Annotated in this window: 12 protein-coding genes; 4 read left to right on the forward strand and 8 right to left on the reverse strand. The window is 31.1% G+C overall.

The annotated features are described in order from the left end of the window. Nucleotides 1–28: 28 nt before the first annotated feature. Nucleotides 29–1651, reverse strand: coding sequence for an ABC-F family ATP-binding cassette domain-containing protein (locus N534_RS0108700; RefSeq protein ID WP_028892118.1), 1623 nt, complete (start codon nucleotides 1649–1651; stop codon nucleotides 29–31). A 177-nt stretch (nucleotides 1652–1828) separates the two neighbouring features. On the opposite strand from N534_RS0108700, the gene N534_RS0108705 reads away from it, so the two are divergent. Continuing rightward, complete coding sequence (locus N534_RS0108705) at nucleotides 1829–3190, forward strand: hypothetical protein (protein WP_028892119.1); 1362 nt, start codon at nucleotides 1829–1831, stop codon at nucleotides 3188–3190. 125 nt (nucleotides 3191–3315) lie between these two features. Beyond that, the gene (locus tag N534_RS0108710) at nucleotides 3316–5124 is read left to right on the forward strand and encodes a DEAD/DEAH box helicase (RefSeq protein WP_028892120.1); all 1809 of its coding nucleotides are present in this window, start codon (nucleotides 3316–3318) and stop codon (nucleotides 5122–5124) included. A gap of 66 nt (nucleotides 5125–5190) precedes the next feature. Here the strand turns inward: N534_RS0108710 and N534_RS0108715 are convergent, their stop codons facing one another. The 7 genes from N534_RS0108715 to N534_RS0108750 form a co-directional block, all read right to left on the reverse strand. Further along, on the reverse strand, nucleotides 5191–6018 hold the full coding sequence (locus N534_RS0108715) for a prohibitin family protein (RefSeq protein WP_028892121.1): 828 nt from the start codon (nucleotides 6016–6018) through the stop codon (nucleotides 5191–5193). A gap of 30 nt (nucleotides 6019–6048) precedes the next feature. Continuing rightward, the gene (locus N534_RS0108720; protein WP_028892122.1) at nucleotides 6049–6957 is read right to left on the reverse strand and encodes a cation diffusion facilitator family transporter; all 909 of its coding nucleotides are present in this window, start codon (nucleotides 6955–6957) and stop codon (nucleotides 6049–6051) included. Nucleotides 6958–7026: 69 nt separating this feature from the next. Continuing rightward, nucleotides 7027–9180: a TonB-dependent receptor gene (locus N534_RS0108725; protein ID WP_028892123.1), complete on the reverse strand. Its 2154-nt coding sequence runs from the start codon at nucleotides 9178–9180 to the stop codon at nucleotides 7027–7029. A gap of 98 nt (nucleotides 9181–9278) precedes the next feature. After that, nucleotides 9279–9617 carry a hypothetical protein gene (locus N534_RS0108730; RefSeq protein WP_028892124.1) on the reverse strand — a complete coding sequence of 113 codons (339 nt, stop codon included), beginning with the start codon at nucleotides 9615–9617 and terminating at the stop codon, nucleotides 9279–9281. 43 nt (nucleotides 9618–9660) lie between these two features. Further along, nucleotides 9661–10053, reverse strand: a complete 393-nt coding sequence (locus N534_RS0108735) for an acyl-CoA thioesterase (protein WP_028892125.1) — start codon at nucleotides 10051–10053, stop codon at nucleotides 9661–9663. 66 nt (nucleotides 10054–10119) lie between these two features. Continuing rightward, complete coding sequence (locus tag N534_RS0108745) at nucleotides 10120–12138, reverse strand: hypothetical protein (RefSeq protein ID WP_028892126.1); 2019 nt, start codon at nucleotides 12136–12138, stop codon at nucleotides 10120–10122. 187 nt (nucleotides 12139–12325) lie between these two features. Continuing rightward, a complete protein-coding gene (locus N534_RS0108750; protein ID WP_028892127.1) occupies nucleotides 12326–12739 on the reverse strand; it encodes a group III truncated hemoglobin in 414 nt (137 codons plus the stop codon). A gap of 74 nt (nucleotides 12740–12813) precedes the next feature. Between N534_RS0108750 and N534_RS0108755 the strand changes: the two genes are divergently transcribed. Together N534_RS0108755 and N534_RS0108760 are read left to right on the forward strand one after the other, a co-directional pair. Next, nucleotides 12814–13410 carry a Crp/Fnr family transcriptional regulator gene (locus tag N534_RS0108755; RefSeq protein ID WP_028892128.1) on the forward strand — a complete coding sequence of 199 codons (597 nt, stop codon included), beginning with the start codon at nucleotides 12814–12816 and terminating at the stop codon, nucleotides 13408–13410. 323 nt (nucleotides 13411–13733) lie between these two features. Continuing rightward, nucleotides 13734–14159: a barstar family protein gene (locus N534_RS0108760; RefSeq protein WP_197017707.1), complete on the forward strand. Its 426-nt coding sequence runs from the start codon at nucleotides 13734–13736 to the stop codon at nucleotides 14157–14159. Nucleotides 14160–14288 lie beyond the last annotated feature (129 nt).

Genomic DNA, 14288 nt, shown 5'->3' on the forward strand with positions numbered 1-14288 from the left:
TCCTTTTTATTTTTATAACTTAAAGGAATTAAGAATACATTTGCTCTCTTAATTCTTTTACTTTCGGATCATCTAAATAATCATCAAAAGTTGAATACTTATCAATGATTCCTTTTGGTGTAATTTCTATAATTCTATTAGCAACCGTTTGTGCAAACTCGTGGTCATGCGTGGTAAACAACACAGTTCCTTTAAAGTTAATTAACGAGTTGTTTAATGCCTGAATAGATTCTAAGTCTAAGTGGTTGGTTGGTTCATCTAACATTAAAATGTTAGCTCTAGTCATCATCATACGAGATAACATACAACGTACTTTTTCTCCTCCTGATAATACATTACTCTTCTTTAAAGCCTCTTCACCAGAGAAAATCATTTTCCCTAAGAAACCTCTTAAGAAAACTTCTTCTCTTTCTTCTTCAGTTTGCGCATATTGACGTAACCAATCAACTAAATTCAATTCTCCATTTTGAAAATATTCAGAATTATCTGCTGGTAAGTACGATTGCGTAGTGGTTACTCCCCAACTATATTTTCCTGAATCAGCTTCTTCATTTCCTGAAATTACTTGATAAAATGCTGAAGTAGCTTTTGAGTTCTTCGAAATAATAGCAACTTTATCTCCTCTATTTAAGTTAATATCTACATTCGAAAATAATAACTCTCCTTCTGCATCCTTCTTAGACAAACCTTCAATATTTAAAATCTGATCTCCAGCTTCTCTATCTCTTTCAAAAATAATTGCAGGATAACGACGTGAAGATGGTTTAATTTCATCAACGTTTAATTTTTCTATCATTTTCTTACGAGAAGTTGCTTGTTTAGATTTTGCAACATTCGCAGAGAAACGACGAATAAACTCTTCTAATTCTTTCTTCTTATCTTCTGCCTTTTTGTTTTGTTGCGCTCTTTGTTTAGCAGCTAACTGAGAAGACTCATACCAAAACGTATAGTTACCAGAAAAATGGTTAATCTTTCCAAAATCGATATCAGAAATATGTGTACAAACTGCGTCTAAAAAGTGACGGTCGTGAGATACAACTATTACCGTATTGTCATAGTTTGCTAGGAAATTTTCTAACCAAGATATTGTTTCAAAATCTAAATCGTTCGTAGGCTCATCCATAATTAACACATCAGGATTACCAAACAACGCTTGCGCTAATAATACACGTACTTTTTTCTTAGGATCTAACTCAGATAATAACGTATAATGATCTTCTTCTTTAATTCCTAGATTTGATAGTAAACTTGCTGCTGATGCATCGGCATTCCATCCGTCCATTTCTTCAAAACGAACTTGTAGCTCTCCAATTTTTTCTGCATTTTCATCTGTATAGTCAGCATACAAGGCATCTATTTCCGATTTAATTTGGTGCAGTTCTTTGTTCCCCATTAATACTGCTTCTAGAGCTGTATATTCATCAAAAGCATAGTGATCCTGCGTTAATACAGACATTCTTTTTCCTGGTTCTAGGTGAACGCTTCCTGATGTTGGATCTTGTTTTCCTGATAAAATCTTTAAAAAAGTAGATTTACCTGCTCCGTTTGCTCCGATAATTCCGTAGCAATTTCCTTGTGTAAACTTTGTATTTACTTCATCAAACAAAACACGTTTTCCAAACTGAACTGATAAATTAGAAACTGATAACATGTATAGTATTTTAAATTCCGTGCAAAAGTATAAAAACTAAAGAGTATAAAAGAATTTGCATGAAAGTTTTTAACACATTACTTTTGAGGCTTTTTAATTCTTTTAACAACGAATTAACAGCCTTATTGTGAAGAGTTCTCTATTTTTGAACATTGATATTTAGGGTAATTTTCAAACATGATTAAGTATTTAATACCTCTCATATTAGTTATATTTATTGGATGTGAAAAATCTGATAATCAAAAACCTACCTATTTTGGGGGTAAGATTATCAATCCTAAATCTGACTTCGTTATTTTATCTGACAGCTACGAATTTAAAGACACTATCCCTTTAAATAAGAATAATACATTTTTAGGAACCTATACTAATATTAAGGAAGGATTATATGTCTTTTATCATGGAAATGAACATCAATATGTGTTCTTACAACCTACTGATAGTACCTTAATAAGATTAAACACTTGGGATTTTGATGAATCTTTAGTTTTTAGTGGTAGTAATGCTGAAAGAAACAATTTATTGATAGATGCTTTCTTACAATATGAACAAGAGGAGAAATCAATTGCTAGGTACTTTCATTTACCTCAAAAAGATTTCACCAACAAAATGGACTCTTTAAAGCAAATTAAGGATGCTATTGTAACAAAGTATGAGGAAAATAATGTAAATCCTTCTGAAAAATTTTCTAAAATTTTAAACATCGCTTTAAACTATCCTATTTATACAAACTTAGAAAAGTATGCAATTAAAAATGCGACTAAAAAAGAACCTGAAATTTTAGCAAACTCTTACTTTAGTTACCGTAATAAGACAAATGTTTGCAATGATTCTTTAATGTTTTTTGGGCCATATTATAGGTTTGTTATTGAAAAAATTTATAGTGATGTGTATCAAAAAAACAGTATTAAAAAACTAGATAACTTTACTGTTGAGCTACTTAACTCTATTAATAAAAACATTGATTCTGAAGAAGTTAAAAACAGATTATTATACAATGCTGTTGTAGGTCACTTTTTTAAAGAGCCTAATTACGAAAAGAAGAATGAAACTTTCTTTACTTTCTTTAAACTTAATACAAACAATGAACAAAAGAAAACAATACAACGTTTAATTAACGATTTAAAACTTTTAAATAAAGGAGAACAACTTCCCTCTTTTGATTTGATTTCAGCAGATGGAGGACTTGTTGATATTAAAAACGTTGCTAAAGGAAAAAATACAGTTGTATTATTTAAAAATTATAAATATGCCTCTGACGACTGGATATCTTCTAGGTTTAATCACTTAATCAAAAATAACCCTGATGTTAATTTTGTTTTAGTAAACTTATGCGATACCTCTAGAAGGTACACTAAAAACATAGATATTAAGTATCAATATACGCTTCCTGAAGAAAGTCCTACTTGCGAATACTCTTCTAGTAAATTTTCTCGTTTGGTTTTAGTTGATAAAAATGGAATTATCCAGAATGGATATACCAGCTTATCTTCTTCTAATATCAATCAAGAAATCAATAACTTACAAAATTTTAAATAGTTAGCTACTATTCATTTTATTTAGTGTACTTTTGCACCGTCCAAAAAAAATCGTACTAAACGATTTAATTAATATTAATTATAGAATTCGCGGAGGGGCATCTGTGGGTTCTCTAAAAACACAGTATGTCAACATTTTTAGATTTAGGTTTACAAGAACCTATCAATAGGGCTTTGACCGATTTAGGGTACGAAAAGCCAACAGTAATTCAAGAAAAAGCAATTCCACAAATCATTTCTTCTACCGAAGATTTAAAAGCATTTGCACAAACAGGAACCGGTAAAACAGCTGCATTCAGCTTACCTATCTTAGAGCTTATAGATCAAACGAACGTAAATACACAAGCAATTATCTTGTCTCCTACTCGTGAATTAGCAGTTCAAATAGGAAAGAACATAGAAGATTTTTCTAAATACCTACCTAACTTAAAAGTAGCAACGGTATATGGTGGTGCTAATATTGAAGAACAAATTAGAAAACTTAAAAAAGGGGTTCAAATTGTTGTAGGTACTCCTGGTAGAACTGTCGATTTAATAAAAAGAAGAGCTTTAAAATTAGGTAATGTACAATGGTTAGTACTTGATGAAGCCGATGAAATGCTTAACATGGGATTCAAAGAAGAATTAGACCAAGTTTTAGAAGCAACACCTGATAGCAAGCAAACCTTATTATTCTCTGCTACTTTTCCTAGAGAAGTAGAAGCTATTGCAAAAAACTACATGACAAATCCTGTTGAGATTACTTCAGGACAAAAGAACCAAGGTTCAGACAATGTAAGTCATGAATACTATTTAGTAACTGAAAGAACACGTTACCCTGCTTTAAAAAGGGTTGCTGATTTAAATCCAGATATCTACGGAATTGTTTTCTGTAGAACTCGTAGAGAAACACAAGAGGTTGCTAACAACTTAATTAAAGATGGTTACAATGCCGATGCGTTACATGGTGACTTATCACAAGCACAACGTGATTCGGTAATGGAAAAGTTTCGTCAAAAAAACATCCAAATATTAGTAGCAACTGATGTTGCAGCTCGTGGTTTAGATGTTAACAACCTAACACATGTAATTAACCATAAGTTACCTGATCAGATAGAAAACTATAACCACCGTAGTGGTAGAACTGGTAGAGCCGGTAATAAAGGAATTTCAATTGCGTTAGTTACAAAAAAAGAACAAGGTAAATTACGCCCTATTGAGCGTATTATTAAAAAGGAATTCATCCATACTCCTGTTCCTTCTGGTAAAGAAATTTGTCAAAATCAATTATTCCATTTAATTGATAAAGTGCATAATACAGAAGTAAATACTGATCAAATTGAAGGTTTTTTACCTGGTATTTATGAAAAATTAGAAGACTTAACTCGTGAAGAGTTAATTCAAAAATTTGTATCATTAGAATTCAACACTTTCTTATCATACTACGAGAATGCTGCTGATTTAAATAATTTATCATCAAAAGATAACTCAAGAGGTCGTTCTTCTAGCGAGAATATGACACGTTTCTTCATCAATTTAGGGAGAAAAGATCGTTTAAATCCAGCTAAATTAATCGGATTAATTAACGATCAAAATATTGGTGATAAGATTGAAATTGGTGCTATTGATATTTTAGATACTTTCTCTTTCTTTGAAATAGATAAAAACTTCGAAAAAGAAACTTTAGATGCTTTTGCTACTAATGACCCTGATTTTAACGGACGTTCAGTAAATATAGAAATTACCAAAACAGATCGTGGTAACGGAGGCGGTAGAAAACCTCGTAGAAGCGGCGGAGGTAATTTTAGCGGAAGAGGACGTAGAAGTGGTGATAGAAATGACAAACCTACTGATAGTAAAAAAAGTTTTGGCAGAAGGCGTAGTGAAAATAGTACTTCTAGAAGAAGTGATAATAAACCTGCTGCTGGTTTTGGTAGAAAACGCAGAAGAGATTAAAACATAAACAAATCACAATAAAAAAAGCAGCTCAATTGAGCTGCTTTTTTATATAATACTATTTTCTTACTGATTCCCTAAAATAATAGGCATTCCACTTTTTCCTGAACCTATAATAACTACTTTACTATTTGGAGATTCTGACAATTTATTAGTTGCTTCTATCCCTTTATCTTGTAATATCTTATCGGTCAATGAAGCACTTAAAATTTTGTTAGCATCTGCTTTTCCCTTAGCTTCAATACGCTGACGTTCTGCTTCTTTTTCTGCTTTTTCTATTCTAAATTGATATTCTAATGATTCTTGTTCCTGCTTTAACTTACGCTCAATTGCATCACGAATAGTATTTGGTAATTGTACATCTTCTACTAAAACCCTTTCTACGACTATATACTGATCCTTTAATTTTTCTTGAACAGATACTAAAATTTCATGCTCTATAACATCTCTTTTACTTGAGTATAGTTGTTCTGGCGTATAGCGTCCTACTACACTACGAGCAGCGCCATTAATAGCAGGATCTAAAATATCTGAAATATAATTCTCTCCTTTAGTTTTTATTAGTAACCCTAACTTATCGTACTCAGGTCTAAACCAAACAGTACCGTCTACTCTAACTTCTAGTCCATTTACAGAAAGTACATTCATTTGGTCTGATACAGATTGTTGACGTACTTTTTGTACAATCATACTATTCCATGGAGCTACGATATGAAAACCTTCTCCGTAAGTCTTTTCAGTATTAATTCCGTCTCCAAAACGTTCAAATAAAACTCCTGCCTCACCAGGTCCAATAGTTTCTGTTGATTTTACTATGAAGATTAATAATACAATTGCTACAGGAATTAGCATTCCAAATTTAGGTAACTTAAATTCTACTTGGTTTCTTGACATTTTTTATATTTTTTTCACTCAAATGTACAACTAAATTAAAGAACCACAGTTTTCATAACCACACTCATGAGCTGAAATTTCTAACTCTAAAGTAATATGCTCTAAATGAAATTCATCGTGTAATAACTTTTTTACCTTTTGTTTAATTTGTGTGGCTTCATCCCAAGAAAAACTGCTTTCTTTTAAAATTAAATGTGCTGTAAAAACATTGTATTCTCCATCCATAGTCCATAAATGACAATCATGTACTCCTTCAACTTCATTTAAAGACAATAAGTTTTTTTTAATATCATCAACAGAAATACCTTCAGGAGTTCCTTGTAAAATAATGCGCAAGCTTTCTTTTATATTCCTGTATACGTTAAACAACACAAAACCTGCAATTGCAATTGATAATACAGGGTCTAACACAGGTACATCCCAAAACTGCATTACAATACTTGCTAATAAAACTACAACCCAACCTAATACATCTTCTAATAAATGTAACGATACTACTCGTTCGTTGATTGATGTCCCTTTTTTCAATTTAAAAACAGCTGCTCCATTTACAACAATTCCTAAAACTGCCAGCCACATCATTCCTTTGGCATCAGCACTTTCTGGAGTAATAATTCTTGGAATTGCCTCTTTTATAATAAATACAGAACCTATTACCAATACAATTGAGTTAATAATAGCTCCTAGCAATGAAAATCGTTTATACCCATACGAATATTTTTTTGTCGGTTTTTTTGTCGATTTCTTTTGAAAATACCATGACAATCCTAAACTTAAACTATCGCCTAAATCGTGTAACGCATCTGACATAATTGCCAAACTATTGGTATAAAAGCCTCCTATGAGTTCAATAATTGTAAATGCTAAATTCAAGAAAAAGGCAACGGCTATATTCTCTGTAGAACTTCCGTGTGAATGATGGTGATGGTTGTGTCCCATGTTTTTATTAATTGACTTTAAATGTATAAAAAAGATGCAAAAAAGAGGAGTTAAAAACTCCTCTTTCTCTTATAACTTCACCAAGATTCCAGCATTAAAAATAAACCCATCAGTTGGTGCCCAAATATCTGTAAAAGAAGGATCGTTATGTGGCGCCTCTATCATATCTTGATAGTTTTGCTGTTTGGTGTCTGTAAAGTTTTCAAAATTAGCATACAAACTAATTTTACCAAACGTTCTCATTACCATAAAGCCCATTGTCCAGTAATCTGGGGTTTTGGTCAAATTGTTTCTCAACTGAGAACTCTTATAATACGCTTCATATCCTATTCGCCATTTATCATGTACTTCGTACATTAACACACCTCCAAAACTATGTTTTGGTGTTAGCGCTTTTTGGTTGTTATTAATTTCTACATTATTATAAGCATAGTTTGTAAACAGTATAAAATCTTTATACTTTAACTTTAAATTAGTTTCTGCTCCATAACTATTTAACGAACTTGAAGCATTTACAAACTCATAATTAGCTCCATTTTCTTGTAATAAAAGTGTATTTTTTAATTGCGTATAAAACACTAATTGATTAAAAGACAGTGATACATTATCATTAAAAATTTTTGTTTTGTAATTTACATCTGCATTAAATCCAATAGAAGTTTCCGCTTCAAAATCGGTAAGGTTAATTGGTATTACATTTTGATATGAACGTAATTCAGCATCTTCTGTAAAAATTGTAGGGATTTTATATCCTAACCCTCCTCCTATTCTACTTGAAACTTTGTCATTATACTTAATAAATAAAGAAGCTCTTGGTAGTACAAACGTTCCGTAATGATCGTTATAATCTGTTCGTAAACCACTTTCTAAAGTTAAACTGTTTGATAATCGCCAGTTATTTTGCGCAAATCCTCCAAAAGTAAACTGCTCGTAGCTTCTATCTAAATTAGTTGATGGGCTTTCTGTAAAGTTTTCAGTAATAATATTCCCTCCAAAAACCCAGTCAGAGTTCATATTATACATGTTATATGTAGCTTCAGTAAATGTAGCCCATTGTTTTCCATCAAACTCATAGTTAGGTAAGGTTAGGTTTCTTTTGAAATAGCTTACACTATTTTTAAAATTAAAACTTTTAGTCTCTGAAATACTATTGGAATACGATAGTTGAGTAGCATAACGTTCTGATTTATTTTGTTCAAAAAAACTGTGATCAGGAGTCATATTTCCTGCAATTACATTGGTATCACCTCCTATACGATCTTCTATAGTTGTACCAAAATTCAAGCGCCATTCTTCTTTTTCATTTGGATAATAAAATAATGACGGATTGATACTAAAACTTCTCACTTTTGGAATATCAGAAAAATGATCGTCATTTACATCGATAGCTTCTTGTCTGTTTGCTGAACCATACAAAGTAACTCCAAATTTATTAAAACGTTCACTATAAAAAGCATTTATGGTGCTTCCGTTACGTGAAGTTTGATCGAACATTAGGCTAATTTCTCGTTCGTCTTTTGGTTTTTTAGACACCAAGTTCACCAAACCAGCAATCGCACCTCCACCATATAAGGTAGATGAACTTCCTTTAATAATTTCTACTTGTTGTAAATCTAATGGTGGTATTTGCATAATACTCAACCCACTAGAAAAACCTCCAAATAAAGGAAAACCATCTTTTAACAGTTGTGTAAACCGACCATCTAGTCCTTGAATTCGGATGCTCTGATTCGCAGAATTAGCTGACGTTTGTTGCATTTGTATCCCTGTACTTTCTCTCAGTACCATAGCTATGTTTGCCGAATTCATAACCGCTTTTTCACCCAATTCTTCAGCTCCTACTACCTCTATTCTAGTCGGAATTTCAGCAATTGCTCTTTTACTTCTTGTTGATTGTATTACAACAGCATCTAGTGTTTCTTCATCTTCATGAAGCTCTATAATTATTTGTTTTTTTGAAGTAGGAAATTGAATTGTTTTTTCTATTGTTTCAAAACCTATAAACGATACTACAAAGGTTTGTTTTCCATTAGGAATATTATTTATAATTGCAATTCCGTCTAAGTTGGTTTCTACCCCAATAGTTGTATTCTTCACATAAACTGAAGCACCTACTATAGCCTCTTTTTCATCAGAAATTACTTTAAACTCTATCGAGTTTTGCGCAGTTATTTTAATTGCAGATAGCATAAGAACTACTGCTACTATTATATTTTTTAACATGTGTTATTTTTAAATTAATTATATGTAAGAAGACATCCCTTTATCTAAAAAGATGCTTAGAAGCTTTCTTTTTTGAAAGCAAATACTAAATAATTAATTTAAACTCTAGGTGGCTGGAAAACCCCATTTAAGAAAGAAAAATTATAAGGAATCTGGTAAAAACCAATTGTTTCTCTTATTTCAAAAAAAGGAATAATTTCGAAGAAATATTCAACGGGCACAAATTCTGCCGTAAGATTCACCATCGTACAATGATGATGGTGTTCTTTATTTTTTTCTTCTTCTGTATCATTTTGATGATGTTCATGTTGATGTTCGTCATTTAGTGCATCAAAATGAGCTTCGGTTTCATCTACAAAAACTACTGCATCAGTATGCGCCTGAACTGGAGGTACAATTAACAACAAGGTTAATAATATGATGCAGAAATTTTTCAATACATTAATTTTATAAATACAAAAGTATAAAATTTAAAAGATGTTACTCTTCTTCTAACCTATCTTTAACATATTCAATCTTACTCTTACCATGGGCTAAAGGTTTCCCTTCTTCATCTAAACTTACCATGATAATCTTATCAATTGCAATAATTGTTTTTCTAGTAATCTTATTACGAACCTCACAACTTAAGGTGATAGACGTTGTTCCAAACTTTACTACATCAATTCCTATTTCAATAATATCTCCTTGTTTTGCCGAACTAACAAAATTTATTTCAGACATAAACTTGGTTACTGTTTTTGGAATTTCTAACTGAATAATAGCATATAATGCTACTTCTTCATCAATCCATTGTAATAGCCTACCTCCAAAAAGGGTTCCGTTAGGATTTAAATCTTCTGGTTTTACCCATTTACGTGTGTGAAATCTCATATTTTTTTCTTTTGATACAAATTTCGACAAGAATCTAGCAAAAACCAATTTATATTAATTGGTTTCTTAAATTTTACCATAGTATTTTCTGATAAACCACTCAATACTTAAAAAAGTAACTACTAAAAATAAAATCCATTTCCAATCGATTAAATTTTGCTCTTTAGTAATTGACTTTTGTGTGGTATAGTACGCTTCATCATTTACCAAATCTTGTAATAGTTGATTTGTTGTTTTCGGATAGAAAACTGCTCCGTTTGTTTTAGAAGCTAAAGCCTGCAACTTTTTTTGATTTGCATTCGTAAACTGCTCCTCTATTTGATAATCAGTAATTTTGAACTGCCCATTACTTGTAATATTTTGATTTGCAACAGAAACTTTGTAGGTGTATTCCCCTGACATCAATCCTTCTACTGATACTTGATAGGAATTGTTAACTAACGAAAATGGCAATTTCTTTTGCTCCTTTGTTTCTTTATTTGTTAATGTTATTTCTAAATTAGCTCTGTTATCAAATTGATAGTTCTTATCTACATAAAAAGCAGAAATAGTGATAGGAGCATTTGCTGGATATAAGCGTTCTGAAGTTACTTCTAATCGTTTTCGCTTTTTATTAGAAGCTAAATACTGTACTAAATTTCCTATAAAGCTATCAAAACTTTCAAAATTTTGTTCTTTTAAAAAACTTGATGCTCTCCATTTCCAAATACCTTCACCAAATAACATAGCATATTTCTTGTCGTTTTCTTCAAAAGTAGACAGTAATGGTTGTGTGGTTTCTACTCCCGCAAATTTCTGATATAATAAATTTTGTGCTTCATTTTTCAACTGTACCTCTCCAAACTTATCTTGTAGCGGAGGAAAATGGTCAAAACCAATATTTTCTTGTAAAAAAGGTAAAAAATCAGCATTGTAAAGAGCACTATACTCTTCTTTTTGATTAATTACTTTCTTTTGAACTCCTAAATTTTGACGGTTGATAAAATTCCAATCTGTTTTTGTTCCTGTTATGATTAAATAATTTGAATTTATTTTATCAAATACATTTTTAAAATAACTAGTAGGCTGATACAACACATATAACTGATAGTCGTCAAATTTTATGTTTTTATCATAAATTAATGAAATATCAACCTTGCGTTGCTTGTTACTTTCAATAGCTTTTTTCAAAGCTCCTAAATCAGGATGTAAAAAAGAACCTAATAATAAAACCTTAGTTTGCTCATCTAAAACTTCTACTGAAAAGCTTTTATAGTTGTTTTTCGTGTTTTTTTCATTGCTTATTTTACTAATTGACGCCGTATAATACTGTAATCCTTTTGTTTTAGACAACAGGTTAGCGGTGATTGTTTGTACTGGATTATTAGGAGAAAACTCTATTTGTTTAGAAAACACTTTTTGCCCATTTTGAAGAATAGAAAAAGTAGCATTTACTTTTTCTTTTCCTTCGTAATACAACAAAGCTTCAACTGGAAACTTATTTTGTAAATAGCTGTATTTATTTACGTTTAACTGAGCTATTTGTATGTCTTGATACTGTGTAGTATCACCTACAATTATTGGAAATATTTTGTTTGTTGATGTGGTAAACTCATAATCGTTTCCTTGAGTTTGATTTCCATCGGTTACTAAAATTGTTGTTGAAATCTTCCCTTTATTTAACTCATTAACAACAGTAATGGCTTTTGATATATTCGTTTGAACTCCAGAAAAAGACAATGTATCTAAAACACTTACCTCTTTGTCAAATGAAAAATACTGGACTTCAAATTTATCTTGAATAGCTTCTTCCTTTTGAATTTCTGACAGTACATTTTTAACTTTTTGTTCTTCTTTGAAAAACTGAGTAGACAGCGAATTATCTACCAATACAGATAACACAGGTTTTATGTTTTCTGTTTCAAGAATTGTTATCTTCGGATTAATCAATAACAACCCTATTAAAAAGAGACTTAGTACCTTTAAGCTAAAAAGTAAGATATGTACTTTCGGAGTTCTATTTACCTTATAGAAATATTGAAAAAAAGCAATGGCTACGCTTATTAATACGGCTAATACAATGTAAATTATAGTTATTGACTCCACTCAGCTTATTTTAGTATGTGAAGATAAAAATATCTAACAAATAAAAAGGCCTTTTCTTTATTTTCACTTATGACTTTAATCATAAAGAACTAGTTATAAACCAAATAAACTTAATTAAGACAATTATTAGTGACTACTAAATATAACCATAGAAAAGTATTTACACTAATTAATACGATAGATTTTACTATGTCGTAGATGTAGGCTTCGGCTTAGCTTCAAACATTCTAAAAAAGAGCATAGAGGCTATGTTTCGTGCTCTTTCTTTAGCTTCATGTGCTTTTGTTCCGTCAAAAAGTTCGTCTACGGTTTCAAACCACAATTGTAGCCAGCGTCCAAAATGCTCTTGATAAATAGAATACTCAAAATCTCTATCTACATCTTTGTGTGCTTTCATTGGGTTTCCTTTAAACTTTCTAACAAAAAACAAATTCGTTTCCCAAAAATCGGTGAGCTTTTGTAAATGAGGTTCCCAAGTTTCTTCTGGAATTGTTTTTAAAAAAATAGGACCTATAAAATCATCCTTTCTAATTTTATCATTATAAAAGGTTGATACTAACTTATACACATCTTCCCTATTTTCTATGTCTCTTTTATCCATTTACAAATAATCGTTGTTCAAATACGCTACAAAAGTATATCTTTATGCTATTGCAATTTATGACTTAAATCATAATGATTCCAGAAGAACTCTTATTAAAATACCACGCTGAAACCAAAGATTTTCAAAAAGACGAAATTATTTTTTCTGAAAAACAAACCGCACACTACTACTACCAAATAGTAAGCGGTGCTGTAAAAATGAATAATTTTAATGATGATGGTAAAGAGTTTATTCAAGGGGTATTTTATAAAAACCAAAGTTTTGGTGAACCACCTTTATTTATCGATGTAAAATATCCTGCTAATGCAGTGGCTATTTCTGATAGTACAATTCTAACTTTAGCTAAAAGTGATTTGTTTAAATTACTACAAGACAACCCTGAAATTCATTTAAAAATTACCCAAAGTTTAGCAAAACGTTTGTACTATAAAGCTATTATTGCTTCTGAAATATCGAGCCAAGAGCCTGCTCACAGAGTACTCCGCTTTATTGATTACTTAAAAGACGATGTATATAAAGTTGAAGGAAAGTACTCGTTTAAAGTAGCCTATACACGTCAGCAAATAGCCGATATTTTAGGTTTACGCGTAGAAACGGTAATTCGGGTCATAAAATCCTTAGAAAAAAAGGGAGACGTAAAAATTAGCAAACGAAAAGTATATCGCTAAAACTTTTCTGAAGAGACCATTCAATAAAGTGTGTTACAAATCATAAAAATTAATAGGTTTATGGAATTCCGTAAGAATTTGTACATCTCTTGTAGTAAGTTCGCTGGAATTGTATAATTAATTAACAATAACTCGTTAATAACTTTATTTTAGGTAACCTATTGGTTATAATATATTTGATAGCGTATAAAAATTGCTTAAACTTTATATATCCCATACTATTCTCCGGATAAAACAACTAAAGTTTGGCATATAACGAGTTGTAGGTAATTTAAGAAACCGTGATAATACGAAAAGAAATTAAGGACGATAATGAGCTTTACTTGTATTTCAATGACAAATTGATTTACAAAAGATGGTTGAATTATGGATATTCCAAAGTGTTTGACAAAATGGCTTATGGAAAAGACACTTTCGTTAGTATTATCGAAGATGAATACGGAAAAATTCGACATAGAAGAAAGATTTTCATAAACGGAGAATTTTGCGAAACCAAAGAAGACTTTTGGAATAAATATGTAGCGGAAATTGACTCTGAATCTGGAAAATTATTCGGAAAGAATCTTGACGCTTTTAATGACGCAATAACAGCGGAAGGACCTGGATTTCCAGGAGATTGTATAATTGAAATTATCGGGACTGAAAAACTTGAAAAAGTATTTGGGAAAGAAGATTTTGACTTTATAATCGGACTATTGAGAGATGCAGAATTTGTTGACCTGATAATTGAAAAAGAAAATATTGAATAAAAAACTACCTACAACAATGTATAACCGCAATTACGGCGGATTCGACTACGTCCGAATCCACTCGGAATTGCTAACGCCAGTTCTAAACCGAAAATAATCGCTAATTTAACCCGTAACTGACGGTTATAC

It is taken from the genome of Tenacibaculum sp. 47A_GOM-205m (genome assembly GCF_000518405.1).
In the GTDB taxonomy this organism is placed as follows: domain Bacteria; phylum Bacteroidota; class Bacteroidia; order Flavobacteriales; family Flavobacteriaceae; genus Polaribacter; species Polaribacter lutimaris.

Bases quoted from the DNA above. Each gene is read 5' to 3' on its own strand.
- N534_RS0108700 (WP_028892118.1), bottom strand. From the start codon at position 1,651: ATGTTATCAGTTTCTAATTTATCAGTTCAGTTTGGAAAACGTGTTTTG.
- N534_RS0108705 (WP_028892119.1), top strand. From the start codon at position 1,829: ATGATTAAGTATTTAATACCTCTCATATTAGTTATATTTATTGGATGT.
- N534_RS0108710 (WP_028892120.1), top strand. From the start codon at position 3,316: ATGTCAACATTTTTAGATTTAGGTTTACAAGAACCTATCAATAGGGCT.
- N534_RS0108715 (WP_028892121.1), bottom strand. From the start codon at position 6,018: ATGTCAAGAAACCAAGTAGAATTTAAGTTACCTAAATTTGGAATGCTA.
- N534_RS0108720 (WP_028892122.1), bottom strand. From the start codon at position 6,957: ATGGGACACAACCATCACCATCATTCACACGGAAGTTCTACAGAGAAT.
- N534_RS0108725 (WP_028892123.1), bottom strand. From the start codon at position 9,180: ATGTTAAAAAATATAATAGTAGCAGTAGTTCTTATGCTATCTGCAATT.
- N534_RS0108735 (WP_028892125.1), bottom strand. From the start codon at position 10,053: ATGAGATTTCACACACGTAAATGGGTAAAACCAGAAGATTTAAATCCT.
- N534_RS0108750 (WP_028892127.1), bottom strand. From the start codon at position 12,739: ATGGATAAAAGAGACATAGAAAATAGGGAAGATGTGTATAAGTTAGTA.
- N534_RS0108755 (WP_028892128.1), top strand. From the start codon at position 12,814: ATGATTCCAGAAGAACTCTTATTAAAATACCACGCTGAAACCAAAGAT.